This window comes from Haloplanus sp. C73 (assembly GCF_051195115.1).
Classification (GTDB): Archaea; Halobacteriota; Halobacteria; order Halobacteriales; family Haloferacaceae; genus Haloplanus.
In genome coordinates, this window is record NZ_JBNTJZ010000005.1 from 64,065 (window position 1) to 84,998 (window position 20,934).

Here is a 20,934-nt window from a genome sequence, read left to right on the forward strand (position 1 = left end):
GAGTGTTCTCAAAAAATCCGCGGCCAAACTGGTATCGGCCACCCGGCTTTTATGTCTCCTGACAGTAGGCTGGCGACAATGCAACCGCTCGAACTCGGGCTTCGACTGGTCGCAGGTATCCTCCTCATCCTCGCCAACGGCTTCTTCGTCGCCGTCGAGTTCGCCCTCACTCGGGTCCGGCAGTACCCCGAATCGGAGTTCGACACGCCCGCGCTCCGGCGCGCGTGGGAGATGACACAGGACCTCGAAATCTATCTGACGAGCTGTCAGGTCGGCATCACCGCCTCCAGCATCGCAGTGGGTATCGTCGCCGAACCGGCGCTCGCGGCGCTGTTCGAGCCCTACTTCGCCGGCACGGCGCTGGCGTCGGTGGGCGCGGGCGCGCTCATCGCCTTCGGGATTATCAACCTCGTCCACCTCACGCACGGCGAACAGACGCCGACGTATCTCGGCGTCGAGCGGTCGAAGTTCGTCTGCCGATACGGCGCGCGCCCGCTCTACTGGTTCGCGTGGCTCATCTCGCCCATCATGCGCGTCGGCGACACGGTGGCGAAGGGGACGCTCAAACTGTTCGGCATCGAGATGACGGGCGCGTGGCTCGAAACCGAAGAGCAGGTCATCGAGTCCCGAGCCGACCTTCGCAACCGACTCGGCTCGCTACTTGAGGAGGGCGACGTGGCGGCAGAGCGACAAGAAGAGGTTCTCAACGCCCTCGCAATCGACGAGACGGCGGTCGCCGAAATCGTGACCGCACCCGACGACATCGTGGCGCTGTCGGCGACGGCGTCGGTGGAGGAGAACCTCGCGACGATGCGGTCGACCCCGCACGTCCGGTTCCCGCTCGTTGGCGACGACCTCGCCGATTTCCGGGGCGTCGTCTACTCGCCGTCGGTGCTGACGCATCTGGAGGCGCTGGAGCGCGGCGAGCAGACGTTCGAGGACATCGCCGCGCCGCCGATGACACTCGCCGCGGAGACGAACATCAGCGACGCCTTCGACCAGTTCCAGACGCAGGACCAAGAGCTTGCGCTGGTGCTCGAAGACGGCGAAGTCGTCGGCCTCGTGACCGCGACGGACGCGCTGGAGGCGGTGATGGGCGAACTCGAAGACCCGCTCGACCGGGCGTACGACTAGCTCTCGTAGTGCGCCCAGACGTAGCGGGTTCCGTAGGAGCGGAAAGGGCGCCACGACTCGGCCACCGCCCGCATCTCGTCCCGCGAGTCACAGTCGTACAGGTCTTCGAGTCCCCGTCGAATCGCGAGGTCACCGAGCGGGAGGACGTCCTCGCGCCCGAGGACGAACAGCAGATACATCTCGGCCGTCCACTGCCCGACGCCGCGGATGCGCGTAAGTTCGTCGACGACGGCGCCGTCGTCGACATCGGCGAGCCCCGAACGGGTGAGGTCTCGCTCCCGAAATGCCGTCGCTGCGTTGCGGAGGTAGTCGACCTTGGTCCCGGAGAGCCCGGTTTCGCGAAGCGCGTCGGGGTCGGCGTCGAGGACCGCGGCCGGCGTCACCTCGTCGAGGTGGTCGAACAGGCGCTCGCGGATGGCCGTCGCGCTCGCCGTCGACAGTTGCTGGTTGACGATGCTGACGACGAGTCGACGGAACTCGTCGTCCGCCGGCTGGACCGTCAGCGGACCGTGCGTGTCTATCAACCCGGCCATCACGGGGTCGGTGCGGAGGATATCGTGGGCCTCGCCGTCGGCGTCGCTCGTCATGCCTCTCCCTCCGGCGATGCCGGTGCCTGCGCGTCGCTCCGTCCAAGTCGGTCGAATCGGCGGTGGGCGAGGACGACGGCGCCAATCGAGAGCAGGACCGTCGCGACGACGAGCGGGATACCGGGGTCGTAGCGAAGCGGCGGGTAGTAGCCGAGGCCGTAATCGAAGGCGTCGTTGACGAGGAGGGCGCCGAGCGCGACGACCAGCGCGCGGTCCGTCGTCCGCGCGTAGTAGGGTATCGCGAGCGCTTCCACGGCGAACAAGGCGTGAGTGAGCATGATGCCCCAGTAGTCCCAGAGGGCGGCCGGGCCGAATCCGACGTACAGGCCGGGACGGAGGTTGAGCGCGACGACTGTCCAGAGGCCGTATTTGAGCAACCAGACGAAGGCGAAGGTGTGGAGATACGCCAGCGGGACGTTCGTCGGCGTGTCGCTGACGGGCGTGCCGAGGGTGGGGAGTAGCGTCGCGAGCGAGAGCGTGGCGAGTGCAAGCGCTGTCGGCGAATCACCGAAAAGCGGGTAGAGAACGGCTGGGAGGTCCGCAAACGAGGGGTCGGAGTGGACGTAGAAGCTCACGCCGACGAGGAAGGCGAGGCCGTTGGCGACGAGAAGCGTCGAGAGACTGGGCGCGTTGCCGAGGTAGTACTCCACGTAGCGCGCACCGTCGAACGAACCCGATGCCATCGGTCACTCACTGGGGCGGTCGGGGGTAAAAGCTGTCGCGTCGGCGGGCCGGCCATTTAACGTGCCACCTCGCGGAAGAGTGTGCATGGACTCGGACGGGGCCTTCACGTACAACGGCGGGAAGGTCGTCCCCGGCGAGCGACAGAACCTGCGCTACGGCATCAGCGAGACGTATCTGGGCGACCCGATTCGGATTCCGGTGACCATCGTCAACGGCGAGCGACCGGGGCCGACGGTGTTACTGTCGGCGGCGGCCCACGGCGACGAACTCAACGGCATCGAGGTGGTGCGAGAGGTGGCCTTCGACTGGGACCTCGACGGCCTCGCCGGAACCATCGTCTGCCTGCCCGTGTTGAACGTACAGGGGTTTCTCACCCAACAGCGGTATCTGCCGATTTACGACCGCGACCTCAATCGGTCGTTTCCGGGCGACCCCGAGTCGACGAGCGCGAAACGGATGGCAAGCGCCATCTTTCGGAACTTCATCGAGCCCTGCGACTTCGGCCTCGACGCGCGGGCGGACGAACGTGCTCCACGTGCGGGCGGACATGGAACATGAGGCGGTGTCGCGGCTGGCTTACGCCTTCGGCGCGAGCGTCATCGTCGACGGCGCGGGGAGCGACGGGACGCTCCGGGGCGAGGCGACGCGGGCGGGCGTGCCGACGGTGACGGTCGAGATGGGCGAAGCCCATCGGTTCGAGCGACCGTTGATAGACGACGCCCTCGACGGGGTGGCGAGCGTGTTCGCGGAGTACGGCCTGCGCGACTGGGGGCAGGTCCGGTGGCCGGGGTGGCGGACGGTCGTGACGGAGAAGACGTGGCTCCGGGCCGACGCGGGCGGGATGGTCGATATGCATTACGACCGCGGCGCGCTGGTTCGGGAGGGCGACCGCGTCTGCACGTTACGGACCCGTTCAAGGCGGACGGAACGCCAGTGTACGCCCCCTTTACCGGCGTCCTCATCGGCGTGTTGGAGAACCCGGTCGTCTATCCGGGCAACCCCATCTGCCACCTCGTGGAACTCGATTCCGATACCGCGGCTATCGTCAACCGCCGACAGGCGGGTCGGTAATCGACGGGCCACAGTCTCGAAACGTACGTAACTTCTATACGAACAGCGTCCGGAGTTCGGGACGAGCATGAGTCAGTCCTATGACCGGGGCCTCATCGAGGACTTCGGTCGGTGGCGGGAGTTCTCGGCTGGGATGTGGGCCTGGATATTCCACAAGTTCACCGGCTGGGTGCTGATAGGGTACCTGTTCACCCACATCGCCGTCCTGAGTACGGCGCTCACGTCGGCCAGCGCCGACCCCGCGACGGTCGCGGCGAATCAGGACCTCTACACCCAGACCATCCGAACGCTGGAGAGTCTGCTCGTGGTCCGCATCCTCGAAGTCGGGTTGCTGGCGGTGGCGGTCTTTCACATGTTGAACGGGACGCGACTCCTCCTCGTCGACCTCGGCATCGGGCTGGGGGCACAGGACCGGAGTTTCTACGCCTCCCTGATTCTGACGGGCGCCATCGTCGTCGCGAGCATCCCCACGTTCCTCGCGGGGGTGTCGCTCTGATGGCCGAGCGCTACTCCTCGTTCAATCCGGGCGGACGGCTGTGGCTCTGGCAGCGCATCACCGCCGCCTTCCTCATCCTCGTTCTCGCCTTCCACTTCTTCCTCCTCCACTTCGTCCACCACGCCGACGAAGTGACCTTCGGCATGAGCGCGGGGCGCATGCAGACGTGGAGTTACTACTCGCTGATGATTCTGTTTCTCGTGACCGCGACGTTCCACGGCGTCAACGGCATCTACAACGCGCTGGTCAGCGCCGGGCTGACCGGGACGAAACGCCGAGTCGTCAAGGGCGTCCTGCTCGTCGCGAGCGTCCTCCTGCTGGTACAGGGGTTCCGAACCGCGAACGCGTGGGCCGGCATCGACCTCCTCCCCATCCTATGAGCACGCAACGCCAACAGTCAGAGACCGAGCCGGAGAGCGCGGAAACTACGGACGAGGCGCGCCAGCGCGCGGACGAACGCGAGCGCGAGCGGATGGAAGCCGAACAGCGCGCGGCCGACGAGGCGGAGCGCTATCACCTGAAGGTGTTCCGTTACGACCCCGAAGTCGAGGGGAAACAGGAGCCGCGATTCGACAGCTTCCACGTCCCCTACGAGCAGGGGATGACGGTGCTCGACGCCCTCATCTACGCCCGCGACGAGTTCGACACGAGCCTCACCTTCCGCCACTCGTGTCGGCAGGCCATCTGTGGCTCCGACGCCCTCTTCATCAACGGGTCACAGCGCCTCGGCTGTCAGACCCAGCTCTCGGACCTGAACCAGCCGGTCCGCATCGAGCCGCTACCCCATCAGGACGTGGTGAAGGACCTCGTCGTCGACATGGAACACTTCTACGACCAGATGGAGTCCGTCGAGCCGTACTTCCAGACGAGCGACCGGCCGGACGACGAACTCGAAGAACAGCGCCAGAGCCGCGAAAACCGCGAGAAAATAAAGAAATCGACGCGGTGTATCTGGTGTGGCGCCTGTATGTCCTCGTGTAACATCGCGGCGGGCGACAACGAGTATCTCGGCCCGGCGGCCATCAACAAGGCCTACCGGTTCGCGATGGACGAGCGCGAGGGCGAGGACATGAAACAGCGGCGGCTGGAGATTATCGAGCAGGAACACGGCGTCTGGCGGTGTCAGACTCAGTTCTCCTGTACCGAGGTGTGTCCGAAGGACATCCCGCTGACCGAGCACATTCAGGAACTGAAGCGAGAGGCAGTCAAGAGCAACCTGAAGTTTTGGTAACCATGCACGAATACGACGTCATCGTGGTCGGCGCGGGCGGCGCGGGCCTGCGCTCGGCCATCGCGGCACAGGAAGCGGGGGCGAACGTGGCGATGGTCACGAAACTCCACCCCGTCAGGAGCCACACGGGCGCGGCGGAGGGCGGTATCAACGCCGCGCTCCGCGAGGGCGACGACTGGGAACTCCACGCCTACGACACGATGAAAGGCTCCGACTACCTCGCGGACGCTCCGGCCGCCGAGGCGCTGTGTCAGGAGAGTCCGAAAGAGGCCATCCAACTCGAACACTGGGGCATGGCGTTCTCCCGCGAGGACGACGGGCGCGTCTCCCAACGGCCCTTCGGCGGCCTCTCGTTCCCGCGGACGACGTTCGCGGGCGCGGAGACGGGCCATCACCTCCTGCACACGCTCTACGAGCAGGTGGTGAAACGGGGCATCGACGTGTTCGACGAGTGGTACGTCCTGAACCTCGCCGTCTCCGACGAGGACGACCCCTCGGACCGGACCTGTCACGGCGTCGTCGCCTACGAGACGGCGACCGGCAACATCGAGGCGTTCACGGCGAGCGACGGTGTCATCCTCGCCACCGGCGGCCTCGGGCAGGTGTACGACCACACCACGAACGCCGTCGCGAACACGGGCGACGGCATCGCGATGGCCTACCGGGCGGGCGTCCCCGTCGAGGACATGGAGATGATTCAGTTCCACCCGACCACCCTGCCGTCGACGGGCGTCCTCATCTCCGAGGGGGTTCGCGGCGAGGGCGGCATCCTCTACAACGACGAGGGCGAGCGCTTCATGTTCGAACGCGGCTACGCGAACAACGACGGTGAACTCGCCTCGCGCGACGTCGTCTCCCGCGCCGAGTTGACGGAGATAAACGCGGGCCGGGGCATCGAGGACGAGTACGTCCACCTCGATATGCGCCATCTGGGCGAGGAGCGCATCGTGGACCGACTGGAGAACATCCTCCACCTCGCCGAGGACTTCGAGGGCGTCGACGGCCTCGAAGAGCCGATGCCGGTCAAGCCCGGCCAGCACTACGCGATGGGTGGCATCGAAACCGACGAGTACGGCCAAACCTGCGTCGACGGCCTCTACGCCGTCGGCGAGTGCGCGTGCCCCAGCGTCCACGGCGCGAACCGTCTCGGCGGCAACGCGCTCCCCGAACTCACGGTGTTCGGCAAGCGCACCGGCACCCACGCCGCCGGCGGCGAGACGGAGGAGCCGAAGATACCGGTCGGGCGAACCGACGACGTGGAGACGGGCGACGTCGACGCGCCGGTCGAACTGGGCGAGCCGTGGACCGACGACGCTGTCGCGGACGGCGGCGCGACGGCCGAGACGTCGACGGCTGTCGTCGAGCGGACGCTCGAACGCGAGCGCGAACGCGTCGACCGCCTGCTCGAACGCGACGAGGGGACCCAGCACGCAGAGATTCGGGCGGCGGTCCAGCACACGATGACGGCAAACGTCAACGTCTTCCGCGAGGAGTCGGCGCTGAAGGAGGCGCTGGCCGATATCAGCGCGGCGCGCGAGCGCTACCGCGACGTCTACGTCGCCGACCCGTCGAGCACCTACAACACGGACCTCATCCAGACCATCGAGACGCGGAACCTGCTCGACATCGCGGAGATGATTACCCTCGGCGCACTCGCGCGCGAGGAGTTCCGCGGCGCTCACTGGCGCAAGGAGCATCAGGAGCGAAAGGACGACGAGTGGCTCAAACACACGATGGTGTCGTGGGCGGACGGTTCGCCCGAACTCTGGTACCGGCCCGTCGTGCTCGAAGGCGAGTCGAAGACGTACGAACCGAAAGAGCGGAGCTACTAGCCGCTCACGGCTTCTCGGGGCGGGAGTCGTCTCGCCGCTACATTATCCCGGTTGATATTTGGCCAGTTGATTTATCCGTCAGTACCGCGTTTCTTAGCCAAGCACGCCGACGCGTGTCGTGCGGGAGCACCTCCCCCCGGCTCCGGCGTGTCCACGCAACAATGAACTTCAAAAATCTACTGACGGACGACCGAGCAGTCAGCCCGGTCATCGGCGTCATTCTGATGGTGGCTATCACCGTCATCCTCGCCGCTGTAATCGGGACATTCGTCCTCGGACTGGGCGACCAAGTGAGCGAGAGCGCGCCGCAGGCGAGCTTTAGCTTCGACTTCTCCGCGAACGGCGGCGGATTCAACGGCCAACCGGGCGACATCGTTAATGTGACTCACGAAGGTGGTGAGACACTCGAAGCGAGTGCCATCAGCGTCGAGGGCGACAACGATTCGACTACCTTGACTACTGGTACCGCATTCAGTGGAACAATCTCGTCGGGTGATACGGCAGGGTACAACCACGTTGACCCCGGCGAGACCATCCGCGTCATCTGGACGAACCCGGCTGGCGGCAGCACCAACACTATCGCTCGCGCGACTGCACCGCAGTAACGCGCTGGCGACGACGCGTTCATTTTTCGGCTCCTACACTCGATAGCGACGGCACCGGGTGTGTATCACCGCCGATAATCGGCCAGTGGACTTTATACAGTTCAGTCGCGTAGATGACGTATACACGCCGACGCGTATCCGTTCGGGCGCACCAATGTTCCCCCCGGAATCGGTTTGGCGTGTCCACACAACATGAACTTCAAAAATCTACTGACGGACGACCGAGCAGTCAGTCCGGTTATCGGCGTCATCCTGATGGTGGCTATCACCGTCATTCTCGCCGCTGTAATCGGGACCTTCGTCCTCGGACTGGGCGACCAAGTAAGTGAGAGCGCACCGCAGGCGAGCTTTAGCTTCGACTTCGAGGCGAACGGGAGCTCGTTCAACGGTCAAGCGGGCGACATCGTTAATGTGACTCACGAGGGCGGTGAAACTCTCGAAGCGAGCAACATCAACGTCGAAGGCGACAATAGTACGAATACCTTGAGTGGTACCGGATTCAGTGGAACAATCTCGTCGGGTGATTCGGCAGGGTTCAATAAGGTCGACACCGGCGAGACCATCCGCGTCATCTGGACCAACCCGGCTGGCGGCAGCACCAACACCATCGCTCGCGCGACGGCACCGCAGTAACGCGCTGACGGAGTTCGACTTTTTTCGGAACCGAGCCATTGAGTAGTGGCGAGTCCGTAGGCCGGGTATGGACGCCGATGCGTTTCTGACAAGGGACACGATTCTCATCCTGCTGCTTCTCGTCGTCGGTATCGGCGGGTCGGGACTGGCCCGCGGACTGCTGGCCGAGCAGGGGTACGACGCCCTCGGGTCGGCCGTGTTCGTCGTGGGCTACGGAACGATGGTGGTGGTGCTGTGGTACGGGTGGATTCGACCGCTCGACATCACGGGGCCGAGCGGGCGCTGACCAGCCCGTCGGTAAGCGGAACTTTAATGCCCGATTCCGGGCGAGTTGTGGGTAGGAATGCTCCCGCTACAGGTCATCGACAGTTTCCTGCTCAACTACAACATCGGGCAGGCGCTGTTGCTGGTTTTCATCCTCGCGACGGTCGGGACGCTCCCGCTGAAGTCACGGCGGGTCATGGCCGCTAACGCGACGGTGTTCGGCCTCGTGTTCATCCTGACGCCGCAGTCGCTCGCACCGGTCCACTACCTGTTTCTCGGCATCGTGCTCTTGGTCGTGGGACCGATACTGTGGGTCACGGCCGAGCGCTGAGACGGAACGCGACGTTTAACCGACCGAGGACACAACCAGCGCTATGACGAAACCGGACGTCCCGGGCGAGACGCAGACGGTCGACCTCCCGTGTGGAGAGACCGTCCGCGCCACCGACCTCGACCTGGGGATGCGGGAGTTCGAGTGCGCCTGTGGCGACGCCCACGCCGTCGTGATGGACGTCCACCCACCGGAGCGGTTCCTCCCCGACTTTCTGGTCGACCTCCTGCAGGAGACGGTCGAAACGAGCAGCGACGAGATGCCCGAGTTCGACACCCCACACCTGTTGGGCGTCGTTCTGGAGGAGTTTCCGGACCACGTCGCGGTGGCGGACCTGAGCGAAGACGGCGACGTCGGCTACGCGCTCCTGTGGGTCACGTCTTTCGACGCGCGCCGCCTCCACGAAGTCGTCGTCGAACTCGTCATCGAGCTTATGGAACACGCCGTCAGTCACGCGGACGACGACGCGGCGATTCAGGAGTTCGAACAGCAGATGGTCGAGTTCGACGTCTCGACGTTCGTCGAGCAGTACCGCGCGGAGCGAGATATCGAGGCCGACGACGTGTACGGCAACGCGTAACGCAAGCCCGACGCCGTCCGGCGGTCGAGCGAGCGGCGAGCATCGACCAGCGACAGCCGTCTGACATTCGTCGGACGGTCGTCTCACTGAACACTAAGTCGTTGCCGGCCGTTGTACGACGTATGCGGCCTCAATCGAGGGAATACGAGCAACTACGGGGCGTGCTCTCCGAGGCCGACGAGCCGCTCACCGCGAAGGAGATACTGCGGCTCGTCGAGGAGCACGAGGAGTTCGAGAGCGCCCACCGGGTCGCGACGATTCTCGGTCGCTGGGCCGACGAGGGTGACGTGGAAGTGTTACAGGGCAGTCCGTACCGGTACCGGCTGAACAACTGACTGCCCGGTGTGTGACCACCCCCCGTGGCACCGAGTGACGCTTCGAAATCCGTAATTTCGCTTCGTATCTCGTACCCTTTCGTGGGGCTTATTACGATGTGCGAACTCCGATTCGACGATGACTGACGAGGCCACCGTGGCGGACGGAGGTTCCGCCACCGACTCCGAGGAACGGACGATACTGTTGATCGGGAGCGGCCCGATTCAGATCGGGCAGGCCGCCGAGTTCGACTACTCCGGCGCGCAGGCCTGCCGAGCCCTGCAGGAGGAGGGGGCACGAGTCGTCCTCGTCAACTCGAACCCCGCGACGATTATGACGGACCCCGATATGGCCGACCGAGTGTACATCGAACCCATCACGACCGAGGCCATCGCGGAAATCATCCGGCAGGAACAGCCGGACGGCGTCATCGCGGGACTCGGCGGCCAGACTGGCCTGAACGTCACCGCCGAACTCGCGGAGGAGGGCGTCCTCGAGGAACACGACGTGGAAATCATGGGGACGCCGCTCGACACCATCTACGCGACGGAGGACCGCGACCTCTTCCGCCAGCGCATGGAGAAAATCGGCCAGCCGGTCCCCGGCTCGGTCACCATCTCGCTCGACGAGGGCGAGGAAGTGAGCAAACTCGACGAGGCGGCGCTTCGCGAACGCGTCGAGGCGGCCGTCGACGCCGTCGGCGGCCTGCCCGTCATCTCGCGAACGACGTACACCCTCGGTGGCTCCGGGTCGGGCGTCGTCCACGAGATGGACGAACTCATCGAGCGCGTCCGCAAGGGGCTTCGCCTCTCGCGCAACAGCGAAGTGCTCATCACCGAGTCCATCGCGGGTTGGGTCGAACTGGAGTACGAGGTGATGCGCGACGCCGACGACTCGACCATCATCATCTGCAACATGGAGAACCTCGACCCGATGGGCATCCACACGGGCGAGTCGATGGTCGTCACGCCGTCGCAGGTGATTCCGGACGACGGCCACCAAGAGATGCGCGACGCCGCGCTCGAAGTCATCCGCGAACTCGGCATTCAGGGTGGCTGTAACATCCAGTTCGCGTGGCACGACGATGGCACCCCCGGCGGCGAGTACCGCGTCGTCGAGGTCAACCCCCGCGTCTCTCGCTCCTCGGCGCTGGCGTCGAAGGCGACGGGCTACCCCATTGCCCGCGTCACCGCGAAAGTCGCCTTGGGCAAGCGCCTCCACGAAATCGAGAACGAGATTACGGGCGAGACGACGGCGGCGTTCGAGCCGGCAATCGACTACGTCGTCACGAAGATTCCCCGGTGGCCGAAGGACAAGTTCGGCGACGTGGACTTCACGCTCGGCACGGCGATGAAGTCGACGGGCGAGGCAATGTCCATCGGCCGCACCTTCGAGGAGTCGCTGTTGAAGGCACTGCGGTCGACGGAGTACGACCCCGCGGTCGACATGTCGACCGTCGACGACGAGACGCTCGAAGACGAGTATCTGACCCGGCCGACGCCGGACCGCCCCTACGCCATCTTCGAGGCGTTCGACCGCGGCTACACCGTCGACGACGTGGTCGAGATGACCGGCATCAAGGAGTGGTACGTCGAGCGCTTCGAGCGCGTCGCCTCGGCCGTCGCCGACGCCGCGCAGGGCGACTTCACGGAGGCGGCCGTCAAGGGCGTCACCAACGCGGAAATCGCCGCGACGGCGGGCGCCGACGTCGGCACCGTCGAGACGGCGGTACCCGGTCGCACGTACAAGCAGGTCGACACCTGCGCGGGCGAGTTCGCGGCCCAGACGCCGTACTACTACTCCTCGCGCAAGCCGGAGTACGTCACCGGGCCGTTCGAGGGCGAGGCCGCGGCGGGCGAACTCCGCGTCGACCGCGACGTCGAGAGCGTCGTCGTCGTCGGCGGCGGCCCCATCCGCATCGGGCAGGGCGTCGAGTTCGACTACTGCTCGGTCCACGCGATTCAGGCGCTCCGCGAGGAGGGCATCGACGCCCACGTCGTCAACAACAACCCCGAGACGGTGTCGACGGACTACGACACCTCAGACGGCCTGTTCTTCGAACCCATCACCGCCGAGGAAGTGGCTGACGTCGTCGAGGCGGCCGACGCCGACGGCGTGATGGTGCAGTTCGGCGGTCAGACCTCGGTCAACATCGGGCACCCGCTGGAGGCGGAACTCGACCGCCGCGGCCTCGACTGCGAGATTCTGGGGACGAGCGTCGACGCCATGGACCTCGCCGAGGACCGCGACCGGTTCAACCGCCTGATGGACGACCGCGGCATCGCCCAGCCGGAAGGCGGGTCCGCGACGAGCGAATCCGAGGCGCTCGAACTCGCGAGCGACATCGGCTACCCAGTCCTCGTCCGTCCGTCGTACGTCCTCGGTGGCCGCGCGATGGACGTCGTCTACAACGACGCGGAGCTGAAAGAGTACATCGAGGAGGCGGTGCGCGTCTCGCCCGACAAGCCCATCCTCGTCGACGAGTTCCTCGACGACGCGGTCGAACTCGACGTCGACGCCGTCGCCGACGGCGAAGACGTCCTCATCGGCGGCGTGATGGAACACGTCGAGAGCGCCGGCGTCCACTCCGGCGACTCGGCGTGTATGATTCCGCCCCAAGCCGACGAAGTGCTGGACGTGATGGACCGCGTGCGCGAAGTGACGGCGGAGATTGCTCGCGAACTCGACACCGTCGGCCTGCTGAACGTGCAGTTGGCGGTCAAAGACGGCACGGTGTACGTCCTCGAAGCCAACCCGCGCTCCTCGCGGACGGTGCCGTTCGTCTCGAAGGCGACGGGCGTCCCCATCGCCAAACTCGCGGCGAAGGTGATGGCGGGGGACTCACTCGACGAACTCGACGTCAGCGAGCAGATTCCGGAGAAGGTGAGCGTCAAGGAAGTCGTCCTGCCCTTCGACCGCCTGCCCGGTAGCGACCCGCGTCTCGGCCCGGAGATGAAGTCGACGGGCGAGGTCATGGGGACGGCCGAGCACTTCGGCAAGGCCTACGAGAAGGCCCAGTCCGCGACGGGCAAGGCCATCCCGAACGAGGGGACGGCCGTCGTCGACCTCTCGGCGGCGGAGTTCCCCGCCCCCGACAGCGAGGAAGGACAGGCGCTCATCGACGACTTCGCCGACTTCTTCGACGTTCGCGAGTTCGACGACCTGCCCGCGGCCATCCGTGCCGGCGAGGTAGACATCATCGTCTCGCGGAACCGAGCGGCGCTGGAAGTCGCCGTCGAGGAGGACGTGACGTACTTCTCGACGGAGGCGTCGGCCCAAGCGGTGCTGGAGGGACTGCGTCACTACGACGACCCCATCGACGTGCAGGCGACTTCGGACCGGCCGCGAGTGCAGAAGCAGTGGGGCGGCGAGTAGCGGCGTCGGTCTGCGACGCTCGTTGACGGCGCGCTAATCCAGTTTTTCGAGGGCTTCGAAGAAATCCGACGTCGGCCCAGCGACGCGCATCGGCGAGTCGGCGCGGCCGATTTCGACGTCGGTCGGCGGGTCGAGTTCGCGGAGAACCCGACCGTCGCCGACGACGACGGCCCGGTCGGTACCGGAGAGTCGGACCGTAATGTCGCTGTCCGGGCCGACGACGAGCGGTGGCATCCCGCCGTCGGCACACATTTCGTTGATAATCAGCGCGTCGACGCCGGGGTGGACGAGTGGTCCCGATTCGCTGAGGTTGTAGGCCGTACTCCCGGTGGGGGTGGCGACGAGGACGCCGTCGGCACGGCTGGCGGAGTAGGTCGACCCGTCGACGCGGATGTCGATATCGACGCCGCCGCTCGGGCCGCGAATCGGCCCCTGTACGACCACCTCGTTCGTCGTCGGCGGCGCGGTCCAGTCGTCGCCGCTCGCGGCCAGTCGCGGCGTCTCGCGGACGGGCATCTCGTCGGCGCGGAAGGCCGCCACCTCGTCCAAGACGACGTCAACGGCTTCGTCGGGACCGACGGCGTTGAGAAAGCCCACTTCGCCGAGGTTGACGCCGAGAATGGGCGTGCCGTCGGCGTCGCGAGCGGCGTAGAGGAAGGTGCCGTCGCCGCCGATGCTGACGATGAGGTCACAGACGTCGAACGATTCGACGGGCGTCCCGTCCAAATCGAGGGCTTCGGCGGTAGTGGTGTCGACGGCGACGGACACGTCTTCGGCCTGAAGGCGTCGTCGCAACTCGGACGCGAGAAACGTGGCGCGGCTGTTCCCTCGCTGCGCGACGATACCGACGTGCATACTCCGCCGTTGCCGTCCGAGAAAAAAAGCCCACCGGACGGACAACATTGATGCCACTCGCGCGCGCAGAGTCGACAATGCAACGGCCCGCGAGACAGCGGCGTCGATACGGGCCGTCGCGAGACGGAGACACAGGATGAGTGAAGACGAGGAAGACTGGTTCGAGCGAGCGCTCCGCGAGTCCGACGAGGAGGCGTCGGCCGAGACGGAGAGCGACGCCGACTCGGACGAGGCGGCGTCCGAGGAAGCCGAGGAGGAGCCAGTAGACGTTCCGGACATCGACGACGTCGGCGGCTTCGAGGACCTCGGCTCGGGCGGGGGCGGGGGTGGCGCCGACTCGGAGTCGCCGTTCGACCAAGACTTCGCCAGCGCATTCGAAAGCGCGCCCGATATCAGCGAGGGGTCGGGCGGGGAGAGCCCGTTCGGTGGCGAGGGGCCGGACATGGGTTCGGGTGGGCCGCCCGGCATGGGCGGCGAGTCGACATCCGAACCGTTCGCGGACGAGGACGCCGACTTCGACTCCGCAATCGACCGCATCGACCTCGGGGTCGAGGGGTTGGACAACATGATTCTCGGCGGCGTGCCGACGCGGTCGCTCATCTCGGTCATCGGCTCGGCGGGGACGGGCAAGACCACGTTCGGCCTCCAGTTCCTGAACGAGGCCCTCTCCAACGGGCAGCGCGGCGTCTATCTCTCGCTCGAAGAGACCACGGACCGAATCTACGACACCGCGGCGGAGAAGGGGTGGCCGTTCAGGGAGTACGCCGACGAGGGGCGACTGGCCGTCGTCCACCTCGACCCCGTGGAGATGGCAAACAGCCTATCGAGCATCCGCAGCGAACTGCCGGAACTCATCGAGGAGTTCGGCGCCGACCGACTCGTCCTCGACTCGGTGTCACTTCTCGAAATGATGTACGACCGCGCGTCCGACCGGCGAAGCGAGGTGTATCAGTTCTCGAAGGCGCTCAAGGACGCGGGCGTGACGACGCTCGTGGTCAGCGAGGCCAGCAGCGACAGCCCGTACAACTCCCGCTACGGCATCATCGAGTATCTCGCGGACGCGGTGTTCATCCTGCAGTACGTGCGGGCCTCCGACTTTCAGGAGACGCGGCTGGCGGTCGAGATTCAGAAAATCCGTGACGCGAACCACTCTCGGGAGACGAAGCCCTACGAAATCACCGACAGCGGGCTGAGCGTCTACCGGCAGGCGAACATCTTCTAGCGCGCGACGGGGTCGAACTCGTCGAGATGGACGATTTCGTCCGCGGACCGGCGGAACTTCCGCGGCCGTTCGAGGTCGGCGGCCTCGTCTTCGGGGTAGCCGAGGGTGACGAGCATCACGGCCTCGTAGTCGTCGGGAACGTCGAACGTCTCGTGGAGCGCGTCGGCGTCGAACCCGCCCATCGGACAGGAGGCGATGCCGCGGTCCCACGCGGCGTGCATGAGCGTCATGGCCGCGAGGGAACTGCTCTGAGCGGTCCAGAGGCGCCGCGTCTCGCTGTCGGCGTCGGCGAGGCCGTCGACGGTGTCGAGGCGAGCCTCGGCGGCCTCCTCGCTCGGGAGATAGCCTTTTTCGAGCAGGTCGCTCGTGACGCGCTCGGCGTGGTCGCTGGGGTCCAAGGTGCCGAGGACGACCACGGCCGCCGCGGCGTCGGTGACGTGTTCCTGCCCGTAGGCGACCGACTGGAGGTCTTCGAGGTCGTCACCGCGGACGACGAGGAACTCCCACGGCTGGAGGTTGAACGAGGAGGGGGAGTAGCGGACGTCCTCGAAGATGTCGTACAGCGTTTCGTCGTCGATGTCGGCGTCCGAGTACTGATGCACCGAGCGTCGGGTCTGAATGACGTCGTCGAACTCCATTACCGGACGAACGGTCTCCAGCGTCAAGAACCGGATGGAGTCGGCCGAACTCGCCGGGTGGCGGATGATACCAGTTATCGGACGACCGTCACGGGGACGGGCGACCGGCGGACGACGGTTTCGGCGACGCTCCCGAGGAGGACGCGGGAGACGCCCTCGCGGCCGTGGCTCCCGAGGATGACGTGGTCGAAGGGGCCGTCGGCGGCGACGTCGACGATGACCCGCGCGGGACTCCCCACCTCGACGCGGGTGTCGAACTCGCGACCGGTGAGTTCCGCCGCCTCGTCGAAGTAGTCCTGCGCGCGGTCACGGGCGTTGTCGTACCACGCCGTGGAGCCACCGGGGAGCGCACGGTCACGGAAGCCCGTGGTGACCGGGTCGGCGACGTACAACAGGGTGTGTGTCGCCTCGGGCCACTCGGAAACGGCGAATTTCAACGCCGCCTCCGACTGCGGGCTGCCGTCGAACGGCACGAGCGTGTGCGAAGTCATATCACGGGCTACGCGAGGCGAACACAAAAACGGGGGTGCCGTGACAGGCTATCGACACGAACACCCGCCTGCACGCGCAGGGCTTTTCAACTATCGACGCTAACCTCACGTCATGGACTCGGCGGTACTACTCGATTTACTCGGTAACGAGAACCGCCGGCGGATTCTGCGTCTTCTGGCCCGAAAGCCCTGTTACGTCACCGAGATAAGCGAGTATCTCGGGGTGAGTCCGAAGGCGGTTATCGACCACCTCCGAAAACTGGAGGAGGCGGGACTGGTCGAGAGTCACACGGACGACCAGCGACGCAAGTACTTCCACATCTCGCGCAACCTCCGACTGGAGGTGAGCGTCTCGCCGTACGGGTTCGGCGCCAAGAGCGCCTATCCGGCGAGCCCGACGCTCGATATGAACGGACAGTGCCGACACGTCTCGCTGGACGCACCGGGGGAGACGGACGACGACGTCGAGGACCTCGCGACGGCGTTCGACCAGTTGCAGGCGCTGGAAAACGAACTCTCGCTCGCCCAGCGGTGGGTGTACGGCCGTATCACCGAAGTGATGGACCGCCTGAACGACCACCTCGGCGTCGACGCCGACAGCCGGTTTCACGCGGAGGTGCTGGCGGCGGTGGCGACGGGGTCGAATACGACGACGGAAATCGTCGAGGCCGTCGACGCGCCGACCGACGCCGTCCGTGGCGCCCTCAACACGCTCGCCGACCGGGGACTGGTCGGCCAGCGTGGCGACGAGTGGCGCATCACCTAGTTACAGGTCGCGGGTGAGCCCGGCCCGCAGGTCGCGTCCGAAATAGTGGCCGACGAGCGCCGCGGCGAGACCGGTCGTCGTTCCGAGACCCGCAATCTGGACGCCGTAATCGGAGACGACGGGGAGGAGCGTGGCGTCGAGTGCGCCGAGGACGAACCCCGCCCCGGCAGCGACGGCACCGGCGACGCTCGCCTCGGCGTACCGACGGCCAGACGCGAGGAAGGCGAGGGCGAAGCCGGCGACGGCGATGCCGAGAAAGCGACCGAACACGCCGATGACGGGGATGGCGCCGCCGGCGACGACGCCGACAACGGAGAGCGCGAGGGCGAGGACGAACACCCGCGGCGAAAAGAGGCGACGGAGACGGCGGCCGATAGCGAATCGACTGCTGGACGTGTCGTCGCCGTCGTCGCTCGCGAGGCGCATACTCCGACTCGGGGTCGGAGCGAGAAGTGGCTTGCGGCGCGCAACGAGTGGATTCAAGTCCGCCCGGACGATACCTCGGCGTATGAATCCAGGGGATCGCGTCCGCGTCGAGCGCGGGGGCGTCGAGAACGAGGGCGTCCTCATGCCGTCGACGACGGCGGAGAACCTCGTCGTGAAGCTACCCGGCGGCTACAACGTGGGTATCGCCCGCGACGACGCCGCGGTCGAAGTGCTCGAACGCGACGTCTACGACGTCGAGAGCGCGAGCGGCGACGGCGCCGAGTCGACCGTCGAGTTCGACGACGACCTGCCGACCGTCTCGCTCATCTCGACCGGCGGCACCATCGCGTCGACGGTCGACTACCGGACCGGCGCGGTGACCGCGCAGTTCGACGCCGAGGACGTGCTTCGGGCGGTGCCGGACCTCGCGGGCCGGGCCAACTACCGCGGGCGCGTCGTCGCCAACATCCTCTCCGAGAACATGACGCCGGACGTGTGGCAGGAGTTGGCGACGGCCGTCGCCGAGGAAATCGAGGCCGGCGCGGACGGCGTCGTCGTCATGCACGGCACGGACACGATGCAGTACACGGCCTCCGCGCTCTCCTTTATGCTCGATACGCCGGTGCCAATCGTGTTCACGGGGAGTCAGCGCTCGGCCGACCGTCCCTCCAGCGACAACGTGATGAACGCGGTCTGTGCCGTCGAGGCGGCGACGAGCGACCGGGCCGAGGTGCTGGTCTGTATGCACGAGTCGTCGAGCGACGACGCCTGCGCGCTCCACCGCGCGACCCGCGTGCGGAAGAACCACACCTCGCGCCGCGACGCCTTCGAGACGGTCGGCGCGAAGCCAATCGGGCGGGTCGACTACGATACGGAGCGAGTCGAGTTCCGCCGCGACGGCCCCGAACGCGGCGATGTCGACCTCTCGCTCGCTTCGGATTTGGAGACGAGCGTCGAACTCGTGAAGTTCACGCCGGGGATGAACCCGGCGGCGCTCGACCACCTCGACGACGCGGCGGGTGTCGTCATCGAAGGGACGGGGCTGGGCCACGTCGCGACGGACTGGATAGACCGCATCGAGGAGTTGGTCGACGACGGCACCGTCGTCGCCATGACGAGTCAGTGTCTCGAAGGTCGGGTCTGTGACCGCGTGTACGACACGGGGCGTGACCTGCTGGATGCGGGCGTCGTTGAGGCGGGCGACACCCTGCCCGAGACGGCGACGGCGAAACTGATGTGGGCGCTGGCCAACCGCGACGACCCGGCGGCGGCAATGAGAGAGTCACTCGTCGGCGAACTTCAGGACCGTTCGGTGCCGTGGACCTGACCCAATCCACAATTCACTTAGCCGCGGTGGCCACAGAGTGGGTATGATTCACGTCGTCGGCGGGGGTATCGCCGGACTCGCGGCGGCCTATCGGCTCCAGCAACACGGCTACGAGGCGACGGTGCTGGAGGCGAGCGACGACCTCGGCGGACTGGCCGCGACGTACGAGACTGCCGGCGACGACATCGAGAAGTTCTATCACCACCTCTCGAAGTCCGAAGAGACAATCGTCGAACTGGCGACGGAACTGGGACTGGGCGACCGGGTGGAGTGGCTGGTCGGCAAGAACGCCTACTACGTCGACGGCGTGGTCCACCCGCTCGACACCCTGCCCCAGATTGCCGCCTATCCGCATCTCAGCCTCTACGACACGTTTCGGCTCGGCCTCCTGACGCTCGAAATCGACGTTCGCGGCGGGCGCCCTCGGTTCGATACCTACGACGACCTGACCGACTTCGAGGACGTACCCATCAAGCAGTTCCTGCTCGACCACACCACCCGCGGCGTCTACGAGAACTTCTTCGAACCCCTGCTCGACGCGAAGTTCGGGGACCGGAAGGACGACGTGAGCGCCGCGTGGCTCCTCGGACGCATCAAGTTCCGAGGGGAGCGTGACCTGCGCCGAGGCGAGATTCTGGGTTACTTCGACGGTGGCTTCGCGACGCTCATCGACGCGCTTGTCGACGCAGTCGGACGAGAGAACATCGAGACGGGGGCGCGCGCCACGGACCTGACGGTCGGGCCGGACGGTGTCGAGACGCTCACCGTCGACACCGAGACAGAGACGAGGACTCACGCAACCGACGGCGTCGTCATCGCGACGATGCCGAACGTCCTCGAATCCCTGACGGGCTACACCTGCGATATCGACTTTCAGGGCGCCGTCTGTGCCACGGTGACGATGGACGAGCAACTGACGGAGACGTACTGGCTCAACGTGGCCCACGACGCCCCGTTCGGGGCGCTCATCGAACACACGAACTTCGTCCCGCCGGAACGCTACGGCGGCGACCACCTGTGCTATCTCGCGAGTTACGTCCAAGACGAGTCGGAGACGACGTGGCAGATGGACGACGCAGAGCTAGAGGAGACGTGGCTGGGCCACGTCGAGGAGATGTTCCCGTCGTTCGACCGGGCGAGCGTCAGCGAGTTCCGCGTGGCGCGCAACCCGCGGGCGGCGCCGGTGTACGAGCGTGGCTATCTGGACATGGTGGTGCCGTACGACCTGCGCGAGGCGGTGGGAGACGGTGTCTACTACGCGGGGATGGCGAGTCGGGCGCAGTATCCGGAGCGGAGCCTCAACGGCGGTATCGTCGCGGGCTTCGAGTGTGCGGACCTGATTGCAGACTAATCCTCGTCGGGCCGGGTGTCGTCGTCGACGCCGGGCGCGGCGGTCACGTCCACGTCGTCGGGGTCGTCGGTCCCGCCGATGACGAGGTTGCCGTCGTCGTCTTCGACGTAGACGTCGTCGGCGAAGCCACCCTCCGCGTGGGGGTGGACGGGGTTGTCGAGTCGCTCGGGCGTCGACGGTGCCTCGGGCACGTCGCCGCCGTACTCGCCGAGGGGGTCGGCGATGGTGATGCCGTGGCGCTCGAAGAAGTCGCGATAGCGGTCGTAGTGGGCGTCGAGTTCGTCGGCGGGGAACTCCATCATCTCGGTCCAGCCGTGGTTGTAGAAGTCGAAGTTCGCCTGTACGTGCGTGATTTCGCGGGCCTTCGCCTCGGAGAAGCCGGCGTCGAGGGCGTCGACGTAAGTGTCGAAGGTGCGGTCGAAAAACGCCTCCAGATGGGGTTCACGCTCCTCGCGGTGGCCCTCGGCGGCCTTCGACCCGAAGACGTCGACGTGCAGATCGACGAGACGGTCACGGACCATCTCGCCGACGACGGGCATCGTCAGCGCCTGTTTGGCGGCGAAGTGGCGAACGTTCTGGCGGAGTTTCATTGCCGACGCTTGGGTTCGTCCGGCCTTCAAGCCAGCGTTTCATCACACACTCTCACACGCCACCAACGGTAGTCGAACCCCCCTATCGACGATTGCGGCGAATTTCGCAGATAACAATCGACATTAACGT

23 protein-coding genes and 1 pseudogene are annotated in these 20,934 nt (G+C 66.1%); 17 read left to right on the forward strand and 7 right to left on the reverse strand.

Annotation, left to right across the window (positions count from 1 at the left end):
- Positions 1-78 precede the first annotated feature (78 nt).
- Positions 79-1,134, forward strand: a complete 1,056-nt coding sequence (locus ACQUSQ_RS10160) for a CNNM domain-containing protein (protein ID WP_435068820.1) — start codon at positions 79-81, stop codon at positions 1,132-1,134.
- Here ACQUSQ_RS10160 and ACQUSQ_RS10165 read toward each other — a convergent pair.
- Both ACQUSQ_RS10165 and ACQUSQ_RS10170 read right to left on the reverse strand, forming a co-directional pair.
- Positions 1,131-1,721, reverse strand: a complete 591-nt coding sequence (locus ACQUSQ_RS10165; RefSeq protein ID WP_435068822.1) for a DNA-3-methyladenine glycosylase family protein — start codon at positions 1,719-1,721, stop codon at positions 1,131-1,133. The two genes, ACQUSQ_RS10160 and ACQUSQ_RS10165, sit on opposite strands and share 4 nt — an antisense overlap.
- Positions 1,718-2,404 carry a DUF1405 domain-containing protein gene (locus ACQUSQ_RS10170; protein ID WP_435068824.1) on the reverse strand — a complete coding sequence of 229 codons (687 nt, stop codon included), beginning with the start codon at positions 2,402-2,404 and terminating at the stop codon, positions 1,718-1,720. The genes ACQUSQ_RS10165 and ACQUSQ_RS10170 overlap by 4 nt, the downstream gene beginning before the upstream one ends.
- Positions 2,405-2,489: 85 nt before the next feature.
- Between ACQUSQ_RS10170 and ACQUSQ_RS10175 the strand changes: the two are divergent.
- From ACQUSQ_RS10175 to carB, 12 genes and pseudogenes are all read left to right on the forward strand, one after another.
- Positions 2,490-3,476: pseudogene (locus tag ACQUSQ_RS10175) on the forward strand (succinylglutamate desuccinylase/aspartoacylase family protein).
- 67 nt (positions 3,477-3,543) lie between these two features.
- Positions 3,544-3,972 (forward strand): succinate dehydrogenase, cytochrome b556 subunit, encoded by a 429-nt coding sequence (gene sdhC / locus ACQUSQ_RS10180; RefSeq protein ID WP_435068826.1) that lies wholly within the window; start codon positions 3,544-3,546, stop codon positions 3,970-3,972.
- Positions 3,972-4,352 carry a succinate dehydrogenase gene (locus tag ACQUSQ_RS10185; RefSeq protein ID WP_435068828.1) on the forward strand — a complete coding sequence of 127 codons (381 nt, stop codon included), beginning with the start codon at positions 3,972-3,974 and terminating at the stop codon, positions 4,350-4,352. The genes sdhC and ACQUSQ_RS10185 overlap by 1 nt, the downstream gene beginning before the upstream one ends.
- Entirely contained in the window at positions 4,349-5,203 is an 855-nt protein-coding gene (locus tag ACQUSQ_RS10190; RefSeq protein ID WP_435068830.1) for a succinate dehydrogenase/fumarate reductase iron-sulfur subunit, read from the forward strand. Before ACQUSQ_RS10185 ends, ACQUSQ_RS10190 begins: the two co-directional genes overlap by 4 nt.
- A gap of 2 nt (positions 5,204-5,205) precedes the next feature.
- Positions 5,206-7,035 (forward strand): FAD-binding protein, encoded by a 1,830-nt coding sequence (locus tag ACQUSQ_RS10195; RefSeq protein ID WP_435068832.1) that lies wholly within the window; start codon positions 5,206-5,208, stop codon positions 7,033-7,035.
- A 161-nt stretch (positions 7,036-7,196) separates the two neighbouring features.
- Positions 7,197-7,640 carry a type IV pilin gene (locus ACQUSQ_RS10200; RefSeq protein WP_435068833.1) on the forward strand — a complete coding sequence of 148 codons (444 nt, stop codon included), beginning with the start codon at positions 7,197-7,199 and terminating at the stop codon, positions 7,638-7,640.
- A gap of 192 nt (positions 7,641-7,832) precedes the next feature.
- Positions 7,833-8,273 (forward strand): type IV pilin, encoded by a 441-nt coding sequence (locus ACQUSQ_RS10205; protein WP_435068835.1) that lies wholly within the window; start codon positions 7,833-7,835, stop codon positions 8,271-8,273.
- A gap of 67 nt (positions 8,274-8,340) precedes the next feature.
- Positions 8,341-8,559 carry a hypothetical protein gene (locus ACQUSQ_RS10210; protein WP_435068837.1) on the forward strand — a complete coding sequence of 73 codons (219 nt, stop codon included), beginning with the start codon at positions 8,341-8,343 and terminating at the stop codon, positions 8,557-8,559.
- A gap of 57 nt (positions 8,560-8,616) precedes the next feature.
- On the forward strand, positions 8,617-8,868 hold the full coding sequence (locus ACQUSQ_RS10215) for a hypothetical protein (RefSeq protein WP_435068839.1): 252 nt from the start codon (positions 8,617-8,619) through the stop codon (positions 8,866-8,868).
- A gap of 43 nt (positions 8,869-8,911) precedes the next feature.
- Positions 8,912-9,448 carry a DUF5815 family protein gene (locus ACQUSQ_RS10220; RefSeq protein WP_435068841.1) on the forward strand — a complete coding sequence of 179 codons (537 nt, stop codon included), beginning with the start codon at positions 8,912-8,914 and terminating at the stop codon, positions 9,446-9,448.
- Between the two features lie 122 nt (positions 9,449-9,570).
- Positions 9,571-9,783 (forward strand): hypothetical protein, encoded by a 213-nt coding sequence (locus tag ACQUSQ_RS10225; protein ID WP_435068842.1) that lies wholly within the window; start codon positions 9,571-9,573, stop codon positions 9,781-9,783.
- Positions 9,784-9,901: 118 nt separating this feature from the next.
- A complete protein-coding gene (carB, locus tag ACQUSQ_RS10230; RefSeq protein ID WP_435068844.1) occupies positions 9,902-13,138 on the forward strand; it encodes a carbamoyl-phosphate synthase large subunit in 3,237 nt (1,078 codons plus the stop codon).
- Positions 13,139-13,171: 33 nt separating this feature from the next.
- Here the strand turns inward: carB and ACQUSQ_RS10235 are convergent, their stop codons facing one another.
- Positions 13,172-13,993: an NAD(+)/NADH kinase gene (locus ACQUSQ_RS10235; protein ID WP_435068846.1), complete on the reverse strand. Its 822-nt coding sequence runs from the start codon at positions 13,991-13,993 to the stop codon at positions 13,172-13,174.
- Between the two features lie 136 nt (positions 13,994-14,129).
- Here ACQUSQ_RS10235 and ACQUSQ_RS10240 point away from each other — a divergent pair, with 136 nt between their 5' ends.
- A complete protein-coding gene (locus tag ACQUSQ_RS10240) occupies positions 14,130-15,215 on the forward strand; it encodes a KaiC domain-containing protein (protein ID WP_435068847.1) in 1,086 nt (361 codons plus the stop codon).
- Here ACQUSQ_RS10240 and ACQUSQ_RS10245 read toward each other — a convergent pair.
- Together ACQUSQ_RS10245 and ACQUSQ_RS10250 are read right to left on the reverse strand one after the other, a co-directional pair.
- On the reverse strand, positions 15,212-15,853 hold the full coding sequence (locus ACQUSQ_RS10245) for a nitroreductase family protein (protein ID WP_435068849.1): 642 nt from the start codon (positions 15,851-15,853) through the stop codon (positions 15,212-15,214). The two genes, ACQUSQ_RS10240 and ACQUSQ_RS10245, sit on opposite strands and share 4 nt — an antisense overlap.
- A gap of 74 nt (positions 15,854-15,927) precedes the next feature.
- Positions 15,928-16,344 (reverse strand): universal stress protein, encoded by a 417-nt coding sequence (locus tag ACQUSQ_RS10250; RefSeq protein ID WP_435068850.1) that lies wholly within the window; start codon positions 16,342-16,344, stop codon positions 15,928-15,930.
- Between the two features lie 112 nt (positions 16,345-16,456).
- Here ACQUSQ_RS10250 and ACQUSQ_RS10255 point away from each other — a divergent pair, with 112 nt between their 5' ends.
- Positions 16,457-17,110 (forward strand): ArsR family transcriptional regulator, encoded by a 654-nt coding sequence (locus ACQUSQ_RS10255; protein ID WP_435068851.1) that lies wholly within the window; start codon positions 16,457-16,459, stop codon positions 17,108-17,110.
- Here ACQUSQ_RS10255 and ACQUSQ_RS10260 read toward each other — a convergent pair whose 3' ends face one another.
- Positions 17,111-17,536, reverse strand: coding sequence for a hypothetical protein (locus ACQUSQ_RS10260; protein WP_435068852.1), 426 nt, complete (start codon positions 17,534-17,536; stop codon positions 17,111-17,113).
- An 82-nt stretch (positions 17,537-17,618) separates the two neighbouring features.
- Between ACQUSQ_RS10260 and gatD the strand changes: the two genes are divergently transcribed.
- Both gatD and ACQUSQ_RS10270 read left to right on the forward strand, forming a co-directional pair.
- Positions 17,619-18,863 carry a Glu-tRNA(Gln) amidotransferase subunit GatD gene (gatD, locus tag ACQUSQ_RS10265; RefSeq protein WP_435068854.1) on the forward strand — a complete coding sequence of 415 codons (1,245 nt, stop codon included), beginning with the start codon at positions 17,619-17,621 and terminating at the stop codon, positions 18,861-18,863.
- A gap of 43 nt (positions 18,864-18,906) precedes the next feature.
- Positions 18,907-20,214, forward strand: a complete 1,308-nt coding sequence (locus ACQUSQ_RS10270) for an NAD(P)/FAD-dependent oxidoreductase (protein ID WP_435068856.1) — start codon at positions 18,907-18,909, stop codon at positions 20,212-20,214.
- Here ACQUSQ_RS10270 and ACQUSQ_RS10275 read toward each other — a convergent pair.
- Entirely contained in the window at positions 20,211-20,804 is a 594-nt protein-coding gene (locus tag ACQUSQ_RS10275; RefSeq protein ID WP_435068858.1) for a DUF6149 family protein, read from the reverse strand. The genes ACQUSQ_RS10270 and ACQUSQ_RS10275 overlap by 4 nt on opposite strands.
- Positions 20,805-20,934 lie beyond the last annotated feature (130 nt).